The organism is Ureibacillus xyleni (genome assembly GCF_900217795.1).
In the GTDB taxonomy this organism is placed as follows: domain Bacteria; phylum Bacillota; class Bacilli; order Bacillales_A; family Planococcaceae; genus Ureibacillus; species Ureibacillus xyleni.
On the sequence record NZ_OBMQ01000018.1, the window covers coordinates 1 to 17,942 of the forward strand.

The 17,942-nt window shown below is 36.4% G+C and carries 16 protein-coding genes and 1 pseudogene; 5 read left to right on the top strand and 12 right to left on the bottom strand.

Annotated elements, in window-relative coordinates:
- Positions 1-154: 154 nt before the first annotated feature.
- The 4 genes and pseudogenes from CRO00_RS18270 to CRO00_RS18285 form a co-directional block, all read right to left on the bottom strand.
- A pseudogene (locus tag CRO00_RS18270) lies at positions 155-364 on the bottom strand (hypothetical protein); the annotation flags it as partial.
- A gap of 77 nt (positions 365-441) precedes the next feature.
- Positions 442-825 carry a retropepsin-like aspartic protease gene (locus tag CRO00_RS18275; RefSeq protein ID WP_097075115.1) on the bottom strand — a complete coding sequence of 128 codons (384 nt, stop codon included), beginning with the start codon at positions 823-825 and terminating at the stop codon, positions 442-444.
- Complete coding sequence (locus tag CRO00_RS18280) at positions 822-1,079, bottom strand: hypothetical protein (RefSeq protein ID WP_097075116.1); 258 nt, start codon at positions 1,077-1,079, stop codon at positions 822-824. The genes CRO00_RS18275 and CRO00_RS18280 overlap by 4 nt, the downstream gene beginning before the upstream one ends.
- Before the next feature lie 499 nt (positions 1,080-1,578).
- On the bottom strand, positions 1,579-3,333 hold the full coding sequence (locus CRO00_RS18285) for an RNA-binding protein (protein WP_097075117.1): 1,755 nt from the start codon (positions 3,331-3,333) through the stop codon (positions 1,579-1,581).
- A gap of 1,124 nt (positions 3,334-4,457) precedes the next feature.
- Here CRO00_RS18285 and CRO00_RS18290 point away from each other — a divergent pair.
- A complete protein-coding gene (locus tag CRO00_RS18290) occupies positions 4,458-6,005 on the top strand; it encodes a primase C-terminal domain-containing protein (RefSeq protein WP_237658476.1) in 1,548 nt (515 codons plus the stop codon).
- A 589-nt stretch (positions 6,006-6,594) separates the two neighbouring features.
- On the opposite strand, the gene CRO00_RS18295 is transcribed toward CRO00_RS18290, so the two are convergent.
- The gene (locus tag CRO00_RS18295; RefSeq protein WP_097075118.1) at positions 6,595-7,035 is read right to left on the bottom strand and encodes an Lrp/AsnC family transcriptional regulator; all 441 of its coding nucleotides are present in this window, start codon (positions 7,033-7,035) and stop codon (positions 6,595-6,597) included.
- Positions 7,036-7,147: 112 nt separating this feature from the next.
- Between CRO00_RS18295 and CRO00_RS18300 the strand changes: the two genes are divergently transcribed.
- The gene (locus CRO00_RS18300; protein ID WP_097075119.1) at positions 7,148-7,690 is read left to right on the top strand and encodes a cysteine hydrolase family protein; all 543 of its coding nucleotides are present in this window, start codon (positions 7,148-7,150) and stop codon (positions 7,688-7,690) included.
- A gap of 160 nt (positions 7,691-7,850) precedes the next feature.
- On the opposite strand, the gene CRO00_RS18305 is transcribed toward CRO00_RS18300, so the two are convergent.
- The gene (locus CRO00_RS18305; RefSeq protein ID WP_097075120.1) at positions 7,851-8,735 is read right to left on the bottom strand and encodes a LysR family transcriptional regulator; all 885 of its coding nucleotides are present in this window, start codon (positions 8,733-8,735) and stop codon (positions 7,851-7,853) included.
- 168 nt (positions 8,736-8,903) lie between these two features.
- Here CRO00_RS18305 and CRO00_RS18310 point away from each other — a divergent pair, with 168 nt between their 5' ends.
- Positions 8,904-9,668, top strand: coding sequence for a sulfite exporter TauE/SafE family protein (locus tag CRO00_RS18310; protein ID WP_419865891.1), 765 nt, complete (start codon positions 8,904-8,906; stop codon positions 9,666-9,668).
- An 89-nt stretch (positions 9,669-9,757) separates the two neighbouring features.
- Here the strand turns inward: CRO00_RS18310 and CRO00_RS18315 are convergent, their stop codons facing one another.
- The gene (locus tag CRO00_RS18315; protein WP_097075122.1) at positions 9,758-10,846 is read right to left on the bottom strand and encodes a serine hydrolase domain-containing protein; all 1,089 of its coding nucleotides are present in this window, start codon (positions 10,844-10,846) and stop codon (positions 9,758-9,760) included.
- Between the two features lie 132 nt (positions 10,847-10,978).
- Here CRO00_RS18315 and CRO00_RS18320 point away from each other — a divergent pair, with 132 nt between their 5' ends.
- Complete coding sequence (locus tag CRO00_RS18320; RefSeq protein WP_097075123.1) at positions 10,979-11,665, top strand: YjjG family noncanonical pyrimidine nucleotidase; 687 nt, start codon at positions 10,979-10,981, stop codon at positions 11,663-11,665.
- Positions 11,666-11,708: 43 nt separating this feature from the next.
- Here the strand turns inward: CRO00_RS18320 and CRO00_RS18325 are convergent, their stop codons facing one another.
- From CRO00_RS18325 to CRO00_RS18335, 3 genes are all read right to left on the bottom strand, one after another.
- Entirely contained in the window at positions 11,709-12,218 is a 510-nt protein-coding gene (locus CRO00_RS18325; protein WP_097075124.1) for a YfiT family bacillithiol transferase, read from the bottom strand.
- Positions 12,219-12,292: 74 nt separating this feature from the next.
- A complete protein-coding gene (locus CRO00_RS18330) occupies positions 12,293-13,813 on the bottom strand; it encodes a succinate CoA transferase (protein WP_097075125.1) in 1,521 nt (506 codons plus the stop codon).
- A 188-nt stretch (positions 13,814-14,001) separates the two neighbouring features.
- The gene (locus CRO00_RS18335) at positions 14,002-14,925 is read right to left on the bottom strand and encodes a LysR family transcriptional regulator (RefSeq protein ID WP_097075126.1); all 924 of its coding nucleotides are present in this window, start codon (positions 14,923-14,925) and stop codon (positions 14,002-14,004) included.
- Between the two features lie 210 nt (positions 14,926-15,135).
- On the opposite strand from CRO00_RS18335, the gene CRO00_RS18340 reads away from it, so the two are divergent.
- Complete coding sequence (locus CRO00_RS18340) at positions 15,136-15,684, top strand: hypothetical protein (RefSeq protein WP_097075127.1); 549 nt, start codon at positions 15,136-15,138, stop codon at positions 15,682-15,684.
- Between the two features lie 836 nt (positions 15,685-16,520).
- On the opposite strand, the gene CRO00_RS18345 is transcribed toward CRO00_RS18340, so the two are convergent.
- Together CRO00_RS18345 and CRO00_RS18350 are read right to left on the bottom strand one after the other, a co-directional pair.
- On the bottom strand, positions 16,521-16,877 hold the full coding sequence (locus CRO00_RS18345) for a hypothetical protein (RefSeq protein WP_097075128.1): 357 nt from the start codon (positions 16,875-16,877) through the stop codon (positions 16,521-16,523).
- A 93-nt stretch (positions 16,878-16,970) separates the two neighbouring features.
- On the bottom strand, positions 16,971-17,942 hold the full coding sequence (locus tag CRO00_RS18350; protein WP_097075129.1) for an agmatinase family protein: 972 nt from the start codon (positions 17,940-17,942) through the stop codon (positions 16,971-16,973).

Sequence of the window (17,942 nt, forward strand, 5' to 3'; positions counted from 1 at the left end):
GTATCTAAAAAAAGTATGTCAAGGTTCTTATTGAAATCGAGAAGAACCAAATAGCATCAACTATTGAACCTAATTATTTATGTGCGAAGTTTGAGTTTATAAGTTATATAATTTTATTGTTTTTCACTTCACCCTAATATGGATGGGTTACCAATTAGGTGACTCTTGTATGGAACTGTTCTTTATTTAAATTTTCAACCATCAATTGGCCAAACTTTTTTATAATATCCGATTTTCTATGGTCATGATAAGTAGCCATATATATTGGTCTTGGTGGTAACTCAATCTCATCTATCCTAATCTCTTCAAATTCCCCACTTAAAATTTCACTTTTCACATCTGAGTATGGGAGAATTCCTATTCCTAATCCAAGTTCAAAAAGCTTCTGTTAGTACCAATAGTCAGATAGGAAGGAGATACATTTTAATCACCCATTGAGCGTTACTTTGCTGAATAGACCATCATATTTTCCATATCAATAACAAGCTTTGCTGCACTGATAAAGTCAAATCCTAGTATACCAGCAATCTCCATTCCATAATCCATATTACCAATTTCAACCTCAAAATTTTCTTGCCTACTTTCTCCAAATTGTATTGCTTCGAATTTTTTTACGTAGACATACTCCACACCGCCGACCCCTCTAATCGTATCGACTGTGTCATTTTCTTCGGGCACAACACCTATTTTTTCGACTATGTTTGCATTAAAAACCGTTCCTGCAGATCCTGTGTCTAATAACACGTTCTCTAACAATAGCTTATTTCCACGAAACGTTACTTCAAGTTCTATGAAAGGTAGCCCATACTTAATATTAATTTTCATCTTGGACCTCGAATCCCCATATATCTTTCACGAGCAACTAATTCTTGCCGTGAAGTATGGAAAAAACAATATTCACGTTGCGGTTGACCTTTTCGTAACTTTTCATAGCGTTCCATTGCATCTAAAGAATTTTCAAATTTATCTACAACTACTACTTCATCAATATACCTATACCCGTCGTCTGAGTGCGCCACTATAACTTCTAAAACAACCCATTCATTTGGAAAGCGTTTTTGTACTTCTTGCCAACGCATCTCATCCCTCCGTTCATGTATAATTGTTTGTCTTATTATAACATGAGAATAATTTACTCTACGAATAAGATAATTAACTTCTTAACCTATTCGTTGCTTTTAATCCATAGGAACGACGAATAGTTCCTCTATCATTTTGCTAATTCCTAAGTAAGTGATGTATAAATTACTTTGTGGATTAATCAGTACATAGGATTTACTCGGTTAGAAGATTAAAATCAGTTGCGGTACTAGAAAATAAAACAATGATCGAAATCGTAGAAGCTGTATTATAAAAAGAAACGCATGTCCATTAATATACAAGCGTTTCTTTTACAATTTTGTAGCGATATAAATACAACTAAATTTCATATTAAAGTTATATAAGAATTATATAGTTTCCCAAACCAAAAATTTATGAAGTGGTGCATATTAGACTTTGTTTCATCAGGAGATGGTGCATTTTGTTTCTAACTGGACCAACCCGTGTACAAAATGAGAGTAAAATGCACCACATCTTTTAACTTTTCATCATCAACCAGTGTGTCATTTTATGATCGTTGTCCTTGTTTTGACGTTTCGTTTGTTTGTTTATGTAACGAGATAAGGTACTATGGGATATTCCGATTTCATCAGCAGCTTTTCGAACGGAATATCCTAAATAATCAATTCGTTGTTTCATGATTTCAGGAGACAATTCGATTGTTGTTTCAACAGGAATGTCAAATACAAAGGTCTCTTGTTTGGAATTCCCAGCAGAAACAGGTACCTCTTTAATATCAATAAAATCAGCATCTTGTACAATTGGTTCGTCCATTTTATGATTCGTCATCGATGGTATAGGTCTTGGTAAAGATTTTCCGATTCGTAAACGTTTGTTTTCATCAATGACTTCTGAAGGTGGCATAATCGTAACCGTAATATTCCCCCAGTAATTTTTCACCCACCCACGTGTACCTACTCTCGATTCATCAATATCTTCATTGTAGTACCATCTCTCAATGACATCATCGCGCATTAAATCATCCAAAACTTCCTCAAATCGATCACGTATTTGGATCCCATTTAAACGACTCGCAAAATTCATCTCTTTTAATAGGGTAGAAATTTTAAAGGGTTGTTGCAGAGTATTTCGAATGGAACGTATTTTAAATTGCCTACTAAGATATCGAGTTAGTCGCTTATGTTCCCGTTGTTTAAAGTGGTTGTATTGAAATACTTTTAAATCTAACACACCTAATGAAGACCTCGTTCCATCAAGATATGGTTGAAGTAGTGAAGACGGCTTTATTTGAAGCGAATAGATTCCTTTAGGTTGGTTGGTTTTTTTATCAAATGCAATACGAACACTCCCTACTTCAAACATCCGTTTAAAGTCTTGAAAGTTGTATAGCTTATCTTTCTCAAAATCTTTCGTATTAATTAGTTTTACTCGTTCTGACCCTTCCGTTAATGCAACCCAAACGCTTGTAAGTGCAGCTACTCGGCGCATGATATTAAACCGTTCACGTTCTTTAAACTTGATTTCTTTAGGGGCAATCGATTTATCAAAATAACGAAGCATGAGGGCATCATCACTATGAAACTCAATGAATCCTTCATCGTCTTTTTCCGAAGACATCCATAGATAAGAAATTAAATCAAAAATATCAGCGGTTAATTCATCTAATGAACTGAGCGTGTTTTCGACTAAATCTAGCCAATACGCTTGTTCATTAGTTTCTTCTGATGGAATTAACGGAACTGGTCGTAATTCGGCAAATCCGTGTAATAACCCTTGATTATCGATTAAATCTGCACCAAGATAACCTGTCCCTTTTTCACTAAAATCCGTCTTCTTTGTCACGATATCTCGCATTAAATGATATTCAGTTCCAGTATTTGTATAGATAAATTCTCGGTCTGTTGCCTCAAGAATCTTCAGGTGATTTCCTTCATCACTTGAAATGATAAGCGATTCTATATGCTCCATTTGACTTTCAATAATGGTATCTCGATAATTTTCAACGGCAAATTTTATCAGGCGTTTGGTCAATTTGTAGTTATGAAATAGTGATTCTGTAAACAGCTTGTAGAGTGCTGTGAAACTGTCACTTAATAGATGATCTGGTGCTTGACGTTCTGCTTCTAGATTCGACGTCGTATAGGCATCACGTTCCCATAGGTCAAGGAGTGTCGGGTAGTTTTTGAACAAAGGCTTACACTCTTCGTACAATGAAATTTTTAAAGTCTTGTAATCTAGCAATATGGTGTCAGATATTTTTTTATAATCCATATAATGCATCACCTTGCGATGGTTTTTTATCTATTATAACAAAAAATGCACCACTATTTTATTAAATGGTGCATTTTGCGCTCTGAATATGAGAGATGTTGCTTTTTAATTTTACTAAGACGAACCCGTGTATAAATAGAGATACGAAATTTAACTAGCAAATGATGAATTTCGTTTTAGTAGTTTGGATAATACGTGGTGCATTTACACGACTAGACCAACGCATGTACAAATATGAACAGGACCAACCCGTGTACAAACAGGTGTCGAAATGTATCAAATAGTGTAGATTATCCCAACCCGTGTAGTAAAAATCCCTTATTTTAAAAGGTTTTCATGAAAAGTGGTGCATTTTAAAGTGGTGCATTTTAGTGCATTGTCCCAACCCGTGTACAAAAAATGCACCAAGGTAGCAAATAATCCGTCCCAACCCGTGTAGTAACTTTTTTTATAGAATTAAAACAAACCCAGATATACCAAGGGTTTGTTGGGAATTTTAAAGCCCGATTGAGTGGTGCATTTTATAAAAAATGGTGCATTTAATTTTCCCAACCCATATAGAAAAAATTTTTTAAAAAATTTTCAAAGTCTTGTGGCTGTAAGGCGGAGTGGCCCTTTCAAAGTGGTGCATTTTCCTCTAGAAGAGAGTGATTTCAAAATTGTCCATGTATTATACTTATTTGTAGGAATTGGTTTAATTAGGCAATGGCGCTAAAGTTTGAATCTACTAATTTAGAAGATAACAAACTCTCTAAAATACCTTAATGAGTAAGGCTAAGAATTTTTCAGGATTTTATTATAATAGCTTCGTTTTAAGGAATATAAAAAAGCCATTCCCCTAGTCTTTGGCCGGACTGGAATGACTTAAAGAAGTTTGCTTAACAATCAAATGAATAATCAAGTGAATGAATAAACAAGTGAATGTCAGCTATTTATAACCATAGTGCTTGCAACACAAATGGCTATATATATCATATATGATATTGAATGAATAGATTATAACAATTCAAATTTTAATTTTCAATATTTTATGCTGAAAATTAAAATATGGATGCTTTTATTATTCAAAATATCTACTTTTTAAGCGACTGACATTCACCAAAAGAATTGTAGAGGTGATACCAGTGGCTATTTTTGTGTCTACTAATCAATTACTAGATATATACAATATAATCCTTCATGAAGGATTAACTACATATAAAGCGAAACACTCCAAAGCGACTCTCCCAGCACGTGTAGAGGCTGAAAAGGCGGATCAGCGCCATAAAAAAGGAGCTGTCTTTGTCGTGCGCTCAAAAGCCGACTTCACTTCGAACGGTGTGAAGGGCTACATCATCACATCAAAAGAAACGCTTCTAGAGGACGCAGCGGGGCTTTCTCACTTCACACCAAACGTTTATCGTGAATTCGGCTACACAGACGACAAACGCACGAAAATCCGTGGTTTTGAAGAAAAGAACCTGCTTCAAATCAATACATTCGTTGTTGATATCGATACAAAACGCCACAGCGTCCAAGACATCCTTTTAACATGCATGGATGAAAGCATTGGTACGCCTACATTCATCGTGGAATCCGACCGTGGCTATCAAGTGTATTTCGTACTTTCAGAGCCTTTATTTATTTCAAACAAACAAAACTATCGTGGGTTAACCGTGGCAAAACGCATTGCCGATAACTTAAAACGTAGCTTACAATCGGTCGATGCAGATATCTTCTGTAACGACTTTGGTTTCTTCCGTCTTCCAAAGCAAGACAACATCGTTTGGCATCAACTAGATCAAACATATACAATGGCACAATTCATTGAGTGGTCCCGTCGTCAAGATGACGACTTAGAGCGACCTTTATTTGTGGTGCCTACGAAACTCACAAAAACTTCTGTCGTACAATCCGAATGGTTTACAAAGCTTATTCACGCAGTAGATATCAAAGGCGAAAAGGGTCAACTTGGGCGAAATAACGCCATGTTTACCCTTGCTTTAATATGCTTTTCAGAAGGGTGGGAGAAAGAGCGTACGTTCAACTTCCTTGACGAATACAATACAAACTTACGCTTCCCGCTATCCATGACAGAAATCGAAACAATCTTAGACTCTGCTTACTCAGGAAAATACAATGGGGCAAGCAAACAATACATCGAGGAATTATTAGCGCAATATGTACCTGGTGGGTCATCCATTCCAGTGCGCTTAGGCTACAAAGGGGTTTGGTACAAATTCAAAAAAGAACGCAAAGATCGCGTTCGCAGTCATTATGAAGAATGGGAAAAAGACATCATCCAGTACATTTCGGCTGAAAAATCAGCTTCCGAAATGTTTCTTTGGCGTTCCCAAAAAGAGCTTTGCGAAGCAATCGGCATTCCCCAAAGCACACTAAACGTCGTATTAAAAAGATCAACAAGACTCTTAAAAACAACAAAAGGCAAAGGCCGCAACGCCAAAACGGGTTGGACAACCATCAGCCTGTTTATTCAGTACGCCCTAAAAAAGGCAAAAGAATTTGCCCAAAATAGAGGCCTATACCGTCTAGGCTTACAAGAAGTTGTAAACGAATGGATCAACGAATTAGAACCCATCGCAGGTTACGAGTTATTACTCGAGTACTTACACAAATTAAACGTCAGCCCGCCATCAACCACCCACGAACTTATCGAAAGGGACATAGGCTAATTAAATACTCCACTCTGCCTTACATATTTCTAGTTACGTAGTTTTCTAGATTGAGGGAGCTGTTCTGGCTATGGGTGTTATAACAGTTATATCATCTCTAAGAATCTTATAAACATACAGCACAGCATAGGTTTGAACAGTATATCGTGCTGTAGTCTGACGATATGCTTGGTATATGTTATGAATAAATAATTATTTTAATTTAAATAAATATTACTGTTAAGAGGGGCTGAAGGGCTTTAGCCCAGCCCCCCCCCTGGGGAACATCTCGGCCCCTGCCAGGCGGTGATATATTTGGATAGAGTGATGTTACAGGCGTTATAACACTTATATCAGGTATAGTTATTTGAATGGTGTATGAAGAAGGAGAATAACTAAAGAGAAATTATGTTTTAATTGGAGTAGTAAAAGAATTTGTGTTTAAAAATAGTTAGGTAAACCGGACGCAATTAGTGCAAAAAATCTAATCAGAATTATCAACGTTAAAAAAGTACATTAAAAACAAGAAAAACTCTAGTTTTTAATGTACTTAATTGATTATGCTTCGACATCAATTATCATATGAAAGTTATATAATAATTATATAACTTTAACTCAATGACATATTAAAACTCTTTTTCACTTCCTTAATCGATAAGTAAAGCTGGTAGTTTCCATACTGCAATAAATCATTTAAAAATTCATTTAAGATTTCTTGTGAATGAACTTTTATCTTTAGGAGATAGCATGCATTTCCTGAAACACGGTGAGCTTCGTAAACTTCATTACGTGAATCAATAAACTTTAATAAACGATCATGCTTATCTGCATTCATAAAGAAAATGACAAAGGCTGTATAAGGAAGTCCTAACTTTAATTCGTCAATCACAATGGAATAAGCTTGAATGATGCCTTGATCCTCCATTTTTTTGATGCGATTGCCTACAGCTTGTCCTGTCATATGGATCTTTTCACCGATTTCTTTCCATTGGATGCGAGCGTTTTTATTTAATAATTGGAGAATTTGAAAATCAATTGAATCAATTTGCATAGTAATTCCTTTCACTGTGAAATTGTTTTGGCGGAAAGTGTTTCATGAGACCATCGAAATTTAAGAGAACTTTCTTTACACTTATGTTATTAAATTTCAAGAGGTGAGGAAAGTGGCAACAGCTTTATTATTAGTTGATATTCAAAATGATTATTTTCCAAATGGGAAGATGAGGTTAACGAATCCCGAGAAAGCGGCACAGAATGCAGCAAAATTGTTAGCACACTTCAGACAGACAGGAAAACCAATTTTTCATGTACAGCATATTGCAACAGGTGAAAATATTCCATTTTTTCATCCAAATACAGAAGGTGTCGAAATTCATGAGTACGTACGCCCATTAGAAGGTGAGAAAGTGATTGTCAAACATTACCCCAATAGCTTTTTCAATACAGATTTACATGATCAATTACAAGAACAAGGCGTGAAAGAATTGATCATTTGCGGTATGATGTCGCATATGTGTATTGATGCAACCGTTCGTTCAGCAGCAGAACACGGCTATATATGTCAAGTGATGGAAGATGCTTGTGCAACAACCACATTGCAAATTGAAGATAAGGTCATTCCTGCTGAGCACGTTCATTATGCATTCATGGCTGCATTAAATGGAATGTATGCAACGGTGAAAACAACAGAGTCCTTTTTAAAATAACACGTTCATAAAGGGTGTCTTAGAAAAAAACTTCTGGGCACCTCTTTATATTGCCTCCCTCTCCTTTACAAGAGTGTTGAGACACCGGGAAAACGGTCTGATTATTTTTTTAGAGATTCCTAAAAGAAGGTGACCTCGAAAGTGGCATATCTTTTCGAGGTCATGTTTTTTTTACATAGTGAAGAAAACTAGTTAAATTTCTGGTAAAATCCTTTTCATTTTTCCGTGTGCACATATAAACAGGGCGTTTGATCTCAATTCCTTTTACCATCACTCGCCCGATTTCTCCCCGTTCTAGGTAGTCTTTAACGGCAAGTGCCGGAGCGAGCATCGTGCCATATCCTGCAACGACAGAACGAATGGATTCATTTAGTCCATGAAACTGCAAGCCAATTTTCGGGGGAAGGACACTATGAATTTTACAAAGGGAAAATAGGATGTCCCTTGTTGAGCTCCCTTTTTCCCGAAATAAAAAGGGTTCCATCATTAAATCACTTAACGGAACTTCTTGCCCATCGTATTTATGGCCTTGTGGAACAATAAACCAAAAGTCGATATCCATTAAATGCTTAATCTGTAAATCCGGATGATCCCACTGTTCTTTCACAATAAAAGCAATATCGGATTTGTAGTGAAGTAAGTGTTCTACTACTTGGTTGGAATTGCCACTATAAAGGTTCACATGAACGAAAGGGAAATCCGTTTTGAACTTTGCGAGCCACACAGGTAATAAAAAATTGGCTGGAAAATAGGTAGAGGCGATTCGAAGTTCTTGTAATTCCCCATTTTTTATTTGAAGAAGTTTCGTTTCAATGTCCTTTTCCATATCAAATAAACTTTCGGCACGTTCAACTAAAAACTCTCCCTCTTTTGTCAGCTTTATTCCTCTTCCCGCTGTTTCGATTAGTTTTAATCCGGTTTCTTTTTCTAAATTTCGAATTTGAATGGTTACGGCAGGCTGGCTAATTGATAGGGCATCTGCTGCTTTTGTGACACTATTTAGTTCAGCTACTTTGATAAAAATACGCAAGGCATGAAGATTCATCATCAGGTTCCTTTCATAAAATAGATTTATGAATTTGCTAAAAAGATATATTAGTTTTATTAATGATTATAATATATTCTTTCATCATCAATGTACGAAAGGAAGAACAGGATGAAAGAAAAAATAATCATCATCATTTCGGTGGTACTAAGTATAGGCCTACTTTCGATGAGTGTTGTCGCTTTAAACGTTCACCTAATCATCATCGTTTTCATCGGAATCATTTCATCCTTTATTGGCACATTAGCTGGTGGCGGAGGATTGATTACACTTCCGGCGATGATGTTAACGGGCATTCCGATCCAAACAAGTATTGCGACCAATAAATTTTCCTCCGGGGTGGCTGCATTTTCGAGTGTATTTTATCTACTACATCAGAAGCAGCTTAGTTTAAAAACAATAAGTCAAAACGTAGTAATCGCCATTTTAGGAGGGGTTGCAGGAGCGTTAGTGACAACACATCTTTCGGAAAAGACCATGAATGTGATTGCCATGCTACTTCTATTTTTCGCCTTTGTGGTGTCGGTAAAAAATAAGGGATGGATTGAGAAGACTCAAGGGGATCCTCAAAAGTCGATTCATGGAAGAAGGACGTCTTTTGTTCTTTTTTCAATCGCAGCGTATGACGGAGGATTTGGTCCCGGCTCATCTACATTTGGCATTTTGTATTACATGAAAAAACAGGAAACGTATTTAAAAGCCGTTCAACTAACACGGGTATTAATTTTTGGCAGTTGCTCAGGCGCCTTTATCATTTTTTATCAAAGTGGATTCATTCAATGGTCATATGCGTTAGGGATGGCTTTTGGTTCTATTTTAGGCTCACAACTAGGCTTACTTGTTTTGCCTAAAGTGCCGATGAAAATGGCCAAAGGATTATTAATGACGATCATGTTCTTTTTGATTATGCAGATGGGCTTTAAATTAATATAACTCGCGTATGGTCTTGATGAAGGGTTAAATGTTTAAACCACCTAAACGTGATATTATCGACATTTTAGGTGGTTTAAGCGAGTTTAGTATTATAATAGTTCTTCCCAAATCCAAATGGGCTCTTGTAACATAATTGACGTTAGGTTACGGTTGATTTTCTTTGAATTCGTGGTCATTTCGTTGCTTAATACGATAACGGTAATTCCTTCATCGAGTAAACGAGCAATATAGTGGCGGAAACCACTAGGGTATCCACCAGAGTGTCCTACCGCATCATGCCCCATGACGTTCTGTGTATACCACCCGTAACCATATTGATAGGGAAACTTTTTGACCTGAGTAGTACCCATCAAATCATCTGATTCAGCTGAAATAATCACATGGTTTCGGATTGCTTGATCAAAACGAGCGAGATCCTCAACAGTAGAGATTATATCCCCCGCAGCAAATGCAGCTGTGTTATTCATGGTTGGTCCCTCTACACCCTCCACATGTCCAATGGCTGCAAGATTTCCATCTTCTAAAGAGAACGTTGAATTTTCCATTCCACTTGGTTTAAAGATGTGCTCTTCAATATATTCGGCATAGGGTAATCCGCTAACGTTTTCGATAATCATTCCTAACATCACATAACCCGTATTGCTATATTGAAAGCTTTCTCCTGGGGTAAACTGCAACTTGGCATCTTTTGTAACGTTTATAATGTCTTCAGGTTTCCATTCTTTACTATAGTCAAAATTAAACTCTGGATTCAGGTAATCTGGAATTCCTGAACTATGACTAAGTAGGTGACCTACCGTAATTTGTTCTGCATTCGGGTATTCAGGGAAAAATGTATCGATTGGCTCATCAATGGACAACAATTTCTTCTCAACTAACTGCAGAATGGCAATTGCAGTAAATGTTTTCGATAAAGACGCAATTTGGTATGGAGTACTTGGGGTATTTTGAATATTCGATCCAGCCATCCCGTAGCCTTTTTTGAATATTTCCTTATTATCTTTTAAGATTAATACTACTCCTTGGAATCCTTGGTTTTTAAGATATTGATCTAATTGTTCAGGCATTGTCCCTTTAAGGTCTTTATGACTGTCTCGCCCTAGTAATAATAGTAGTATAATGGCGATTAGTACGATAGAAATCAAGCTAATTAGAAGAACTTTAAGGAATTTCTTCATCAGACATCTCCTATTCTTTAAATAAATTCATGACACTCCACCATTTTATAGATTAATAGGTGAAATTGTAACAGTTATATTCCATATATTCCAATTTATTGAATCATAAAGCAGTAGAAAGTAGTGAGGAACTTGAAGAATTATGAAATTATATTTTTTGATATAGATGACACGCTTTTTGACTTTACTAAATCAGAGCCATTAGCTTTTCATCAGGTTTTTGAAAAATATCAGCTTGTAAGTAACTTAGAGCTGTACAAAAAGAGTTACGAAGAAATTAATAAACAATTGTGGAGAGATTTAGAAAACGGCAAACTGAGCATTCTAGAGCTTGGTTCTGAAAGATTTAGGAGATTATTTTTAGCACACGACCTTGAACTAGATGCAGTCGTATTCAATCAAGAGTATTTGAACTTTCTGGGCGAACAATCACACCTCGTTCAAGGAGCCAAAAACGTCATTCGCGCCCTTTCGCATAAACGCCTCGCCGTGATTACGAATGGTTATACGGCTGTACAAACAGCTAGAATTCGCAATTCCCCGTTTAATGGAGCTTTTGAACATTTGATTATCTCTGAATCTACTGGATTTCAAAAGCCACAAACCGGTATTTTTGATTATGCCTTTGATAAGTTACAGATATACGATAAATCAAACGTATTAATGGTGGGGGACTCGTTGACTTCGGATATTCAAGGTGGGATGAACTACGGGATTGATACTTGTTGGTTTAATCCAAAGCGCAAGGAAAATGAAACATCTCTAACACCTACTTATGAAATAAATCAATTAGAAAGTTTAATCGAGATGATAAAATAAAGTGAAAACCGGCTTATCAAGGTTCGATAAGCCGGTTTGGACATTATTGTGCCAAAGCGATTTTGATATGAGCTAAGTGATGTTCTTCGTGCCAAGCTAGTTTGGCGATCTTTTTTGCCACGGTAATTTTCCCGTTTGTTTCGTGCGTGAAGAATCGCTCTAATTGCTCGTCCGTTAACGTATGTCCTAAAGATACAATGCGTTCATTGATCCCATCTAGCATTTTAATGGACGTTTCTACTGGAAGGTTCGTATCAGGTTGAACAGCCCATTTTTCTTCGTTAAACGCTGGGACGGTTGGATTGTCATCCGTTAAAGCGAGCTTCAAACGTTGATACATATTTAACTGCGAATCAGCAATGTGGTGAACGAGTTGACGGACGTTCCAGCTGCCTTCCCGATACGTTCTCGTGAATTCTTCTTCGGTTAAGGCGCTGACCGTTTCGCGTAATCGAGTTGTGTACGTTTCGATTTGCTTTAGCCATTCTTGTATGGTCTCACGTGTTACCGTTTCAGGTACTTCTAGTTGGCCAATTGGGTATCGTACATCCATTTCTAAATCCCCCTATTAAACTATAATAAAAAGGGCTACACACTAAAAATGTAACCCTTTTATCGTATCAAAAATTAATTTGTTACTTCATTTTCTTGAAATAACATTGTCCCTTTTTCTTTTAAGCTAGTGTGGAAAGAAAACGCCTTTTCAAGAATATGTGGTGTTTGACCGCCGACTTTTTCTTTTGCTTCTTCAAAGTAAGCACGTAATTGTGGTCGGTATGTTGGATGTGCGATTTCGATTAGCTTTTCTGCTCTCTTCACTGGTGGAAGTCCACGAAGATCCGCATATCCTTGCTCTGTTACGATCACATCCACATCATGCTCTGTATGGTCAATATGTGATACGAATGGAACAATCGCTGAAATGGCGCCATTTTTCGCTAAAGACGGCGTTACGAAAATAGTAATACGGGCGTTACGTGCAAAGTCGCCAGAACCACCGATACCATTCATCACTTTTGTACCACTTACATGTGTAGAGTTTACGTTACCATAAATATCTACTTCCAGCGCCGTGTTAAATGAAATAATACCTAAGCGACGAATCAGTTCTGGATGGTTCGAAATTTCTTGTGGTCTAAATACAATTTTATCTTTATATTTTTCTAAGTCGTCTGCTAATGAATCTACACGCTTTTTCGATAGTGAGAACGCAGTAGCTGACGCAAACTTCACGACACCTGCATCAATTAAATCAAACACACCATCTTGCAATACTTCAGAGTAAACTTCAATATCTTTAAATTGAGATGTCTTCATACCATTTAATACGGCATTTGCAACTGAACCTACACCGGATTGTAAAGGAGCTAAGGATGAAGGTAATTTGCCAGCCTCTACTTCTTTCGCGAAGAAATCTAATAAATTATTCGCAATTTGTTGTGTTTCTTCATTTGGCTCAAATAATGGTGAAGGAATGTCTGGCTGTTCAGATAACACAATCCCTTTTACTTTGGCAGGATCGACTTTAATCCCAATTTCACCGATACGATCTCCAGTTTTGTACAATGGAATTTCTCGACGATCCCCTTGTTCAGGTAAAACATAAATATCGTGTAGGCCTTCATATGCACTTGGAGCAGTTGTATTTAGCTCAATGATAACGTTTTCAGCTTTTTCCACAAAAATAGGCGAGTTACCTACTGAACCTGTTGGAATAATGCAACCATCCTCTGTAATTGCAGCTGCTTCAATAATCGCATAATCGATTTTTCCTAATGTTCCTTTACGAACCTCTTCAGCTACATGTGATAAGTGTTGATCGATATAATACATTTCACCAGCATTAATTTTCCCACGCATTGTAGCGTTGCCTTGGTAAGGAACACGTAAATTAATAATACCCGCCTCAGCCATTGATTGGTCAGCAGTTGGCCCTAATGAAGCACCAGTATATAAGTTGACTTTGAAGTTTTCTTTCTCTCCACGCTTAGAAAGGGCAAGTGGAAATTCTTTTGGCTCACCAAATAGTGTAAATCCACTCATTCCAAGGTTCATTCCGTCTTCAATCCAAGAAGCTGCTTCCTCTGCTGAAACAACCTTGTTTAAAAACGCCTCATTTCTGATGAATTGGCTTAAATCTTTTCCCATTAACAATCACCTCGTAGTAGTTTTGTAAAACTGTCTTACTTTGTAAAATCTTTAGGGTAAAAATTCAAAACATTACTGCCAATCAAAACTCTCATTACATATTTTTGGATGAGTTTCTTGTATATAATTGTAAAGATGACTTAAGCGTTCGTCTATCATATGATTTCTATGATAATAATAGAAAAAATCTATAATACAACACTATGCAAGGAATCAATTGCCTCCTTCTCTATGTGAAAATGGAGCTTTTCAATTTCACTTACTAGTAATTTAATATATTCTCGTGCAGCATAATTGATAAAACAGTTCCTTTTCATGACGAGGTAGACGGCCCGATTTAAAGACGGTTTATCAATATGTTGGAAAAACAAATCTTCTGTTTCATAAAATTCATATAACGTACGGGAAACAATACTCCGACCAACACCATTGCGAACTAAATTTAAAATAGATCGGATGCTAGACGTTTCAACAATCGGCTCAAATGGCTTCCCAATCTCACAGCTCGTCTTATTCAGTAATTTCCTACATTGATGAATGCTTGGAAATAAAATAAGTGGGCCATCTAAAGCGGAAGAAAATGATATGTTTTGTGTATCACTTTTTTCATTGCTAATGAGATAAAACTCTTCATCATACAATTTGGTCACTTCTAATAAATCATTTGGATTTAACTGGAAATCAATTCCGAAGTCAGCTTTATTTTGTAAAACGGACTTTTCAACTTGATCTGTTGTTTCTATGATGACTTTAATGTTTGGGTAGAGCTGGTTAAATTGAATGCACAAAGTGGAAACCAAATCTGTTATTTCACCCGGCAACACCGCAATTTTTAATTCACCGATTTCTACTTTGGATAAAGCTGTAATTTGAGAAGACATACTTTGGATAGAATCTCGAATATTTAATGTTTCCTGTTGTACAATTTCCCCAACCTTTGTCAGTTCTACTCTCTTGCCAACACGATTAAAAAGGGAATAACCGATTTCTTTTTCAAGCATCTTAATTTGATGGCTTAAAGTAGGCTGGGAGATTCCTAATTTTTCAGCTGCTTTCGTGAAGTGGAGTTCTTTACTAAGCATTAGAAAATATTCTAAATGTCGTAATTCCATGCTGCTTCAATCCTTTCAAATGACTTTTACTGCGGAAATCTTCTCTATATTCTACTATTCTATTCATTTTGGAAAATACCTCCTAAAGACGCTATAGTGTGGTTGAAAGTTATATAATTGTTATATAAGAACGAAATAGATTTGCTTCGGGTAGTTTTGAGCGATAGTATAATATACTTTTAAGGAAGAATCTTTTTGGGAGGTGGGACAATGGAGCAAAATAATAAAGAAGAAATTAAAAAATTATATGAAGCTCAACAAATGGTGTTGTATTCGTTGTTAGCACTTCTTTATTTAGCTTTTGTAGGATTACAGCTCGGCAGAATTCAATCCATTGCAGATTATAATTACAATCTCCACGAAATGATGTATTTACCTTTTAACATTGCGATAGTTGTCGTACCTGTTTTGTTCCTGATTTATCTCTTCCTCTTTACGAAATATGTAAGAAAAAGAGGAATAAAACCGTTAAAATTAAAAACGATTGCTAAAGCCATTGTCATCATAACTTCTATAGCCGTTATCATGACTATTACAGAGCATCAATTCCAAGAAGTTTCGACAGGTGGCGTATTTATAGTGGAACAGAAACGAAATGAGAACGGGAAATTTTACTTGATAATCAATGACAAAATGGTGAGAGTTTCTCAAAATGAATTTCAATTAGTTGAAGAAAATCAACAGTACCTCATTAATTTTCTTTGGAATAAACGGAACCCTAACGAAGGAAAACTTGAAACGATTAGACCTTTAGAATAGCCTTTTAAGATAATGTGTATGAAAAAGTGAAATTGATCTATACTATAAAAGATTTCACTTCCAATCCAAATGACTAGGAGGGTTAACCCGATGAGTGCGATTGATCGTTAGCTCAGGATGACCCATCGAAACTGAGTAAGCTAAAGCACGGTTGTCTTAAGGAAATCTTAAGATTAAATGCGAAAAGCGAGGCAGGGTGTCATGGAGGATGAAAAGTAAGTGTAATCAGACCCGGAGTTAATCCGGGTTTTTATTTTGGCGAAAATCACACTCTTTATACCATGTTAAGGATTACGTTTAAGGATTACGTTTAAGGATTACGTTTAAGGATTACGTTTAAGGATTACGTTTAAGTGTTACATTTGAGTATTACGTTTGAGTATTACGTTTGAGTATTACGTTTAAGTGTTACGTTTAAGTGTTACATTTGAGTATTACGTTTAAGGATTACATTTAACTATTACATTTAACTATTACATTTAAGTATTACGTTTAAGTATTACATTTAACTAAAAGAATTGAAACGATGCTATAAAATGTGTATAAAAAAGTGAAATCCATCTATACTATAAAAGATTTCACTTCCAATCCAAGTGACTAGGAGGGTTAACCCGATGAGTGCGAATTATCGTTAGCTCAAGAAAACCCATCGAAACTGAGTACGCTAAAGCACGATTGTCTTAGGGAGATCTTAAGTCTAAATGCGAAAAGCGAGGCAGGGTGTCATGGAGGATGAAAAGTAAGTGTAATCAGACCCGGAGTTAATCCGGGTTTTTTTTATGTTTTATAGTATTACGTAACAGTATTACATTTAAGTATTACATAACAATTAATACTTACTGGGAATTCTTAATCTTCCTGAAATGAGAAAAGATATCCACCACAGCAAGTAGCAGTACGACCCAAAAAAAGCTATTTTTAAAAGAGATTCCCGAAGCTGAATTTCCTCCCAAAAGAGTAAAGACGACCATTAGAAAAATGATATAAACTGTGATAAATACTTTCCACTTAAAAACAGCTTTATCATCAACCTTTCTATTCCGTTTAAAAAGCAAACCAATCAAAATTAATCCGAGAATTAAAAAGGCGATGAAGGATTTTGGAAGGTGAACAACATGGGGGGCATTTGGAAAATAATCATATGCAAATAAGATTGTAAAACCAAGGACTATAAGTAAAGTAATAAATTTCAAGGTTGTATCCTCCTACTATTATTGTACCATAACGCTCCTTTTCAAAAAGAAAAACGCTTTTCTTTATTTAGAAAAGCGTCGTTGAGTTAGTGTTTAGGTTTGTAAAATACGCCCTGTCACAAATTGTAACCATGCGTACACCCCGGTTTTTACGGTTTCAGCCACAATGGAATCTTTACTGGGGTCAAGGCAAACAAAATCGATATGATTGACAACGGGGTGGCGTCCGATTTCAAGTAAACACTCAAACAGTTCAATCGTCGTCATCCCTCCTGGAGTAGAGGCAGGTACGCCTGGTGCAACAGATATATCCAGAACATCCATATCGACTGTGACGTAGATCCGATCAACTTTAGATGATAATTGGTTTAGTGATTTTTGAATTGTCCTAATTAATCCTTGGTTACGGGCTTGCTTTAATGTCACCATTTGTATTTTGTGTTTGTTCGCATAGTCAATGAGTGGTTTTGCATTAAAGTAGCCATGCAAACCAATATTAATCACATGCTCACCCTTGACGATATTCCCATCAATTAATTGCCTAATGGGTGTTCCGTTTGCCGGTCCTAATTCTTTCGGGTCTCTTACATCGAGATGTGTATCAAGCTGTAGGATTCCAATCGTTTCATTTGAATAAGCTTCTTTAATTCCACGAACTGCACATGCCGTTGTGGAATGGTCACCGCCTATCATACACGTTGTTGCGTTAGGATAGTTTTCTACTAAATATGCCGTGGACTCTTGAATCCGTTGATGTGATAAAAGAATATCGGTTGTGTGCATGGTCACATCCCCAGCATCAGCTACAGTATATTGAACTAAATCAACATTTTCATCCAAATTATAGGTCGCAAAACTTTTCCATGATCGGCGAAATTCTGTTGGGTATAGGGAAGCGCCTGAGACACTTATGGAAGACCTCGAGATGGGTGCACCGTAAAGAATTAAGTCGGGTGTACTTTTGCTGTTTTGAAGTGGTTGCACCCAATGATGCACATAAGTTGGTTGATTTTCTTCTGGAAGATTCCAAGACCATTCCGGAATTTGAAGATACAGTTTCCCCAT

Bases quoted from the DNA above. Each gene is read 5' to 3' on its own strand.
- CRO00_RS18275 (WP_097075115.1), bottom strand. From the start codon at position 825: ATGAAAATTAATATTAAGTATGGGCTACCTTTCATAGAACTTGAAGTA.
- CRO00_RS18280 (WP_097075116.1), bottom strand. From the start codon at position 1,079: ATGCGTTGGCAAGAAGTACAAAAACGCTTTCCAAATGAATGGGTTGTT.
- CRO00_RS18285 (WP_097075117.1), bottom strand. From the start codon at position 3,333: ATGGATTATAAAAAAATATCTGACACCATATTGCTAGATTACAAGACT.
- CRO00_RS18295 (WP_097075118.1), bottom strand. From the start codon at position 7,035: ATGCAAATTGATTCAATTGATTTTCAAATTCTCCAATTATTAAATAAA.
- CRO00_RS18305 (WP_097075120.1), bottom strand. From the start codon at position 8,735: ATGAATCTTCATGCCTTGCGTATTTTTATCAAAGTAGCTGAACTAAAT.
- CRO00_RS18310 (WP_419865891.1), top strand. From the start codon at position 8,904: ATGAGTGTTGTCGCTTTAAACGTTCACCTAATCATCATCGTTTTCATC.
- CRO00_RS18315 (WP_097075122.1), bottom strand. From the start codon at position 10,846: ATGAAGAAATTCCTTAAAGTTCTTCTAATTAGCTTGATTTCTATCGTA.
- CRO00_RS18325 (WP_097075124.1), bottom strand. From the start codon at position 12,218: ATGGATGTACGATACCCAATTGGCCAACTAGAAGTACCTGAAACGGTA.
- CRO00_RS18330 (WP_097075125.1), bottom strand. From the start codon at position 13,813: ATGGGAAAAGATTTAAGCCAATTCATCAGAAATGAGGCGTTTTTAAAC.
- CRO00_RS18335 (WP_097075126.1), bottom strand. From the start codon at position 14,925: ATGGAATTACGACATTTAGAATATTTTCTAATGCTTAGTAAAGAACTC.
- CRO00_RS18340 (WP_097075127.1), top strand. From the start codon at position 15,136: ATGGAGCAAAATAATAAAGAAGAAATTAAAAAATTATATGAAGCTCAA.
- CRO00_RS18350 (WP_097075129.1), bottom strand. From the start codon at position 17,942: ATGGGGAAACTGTATCTTCAAATTCCGGAATGGTCTTGGAATCTTCCA.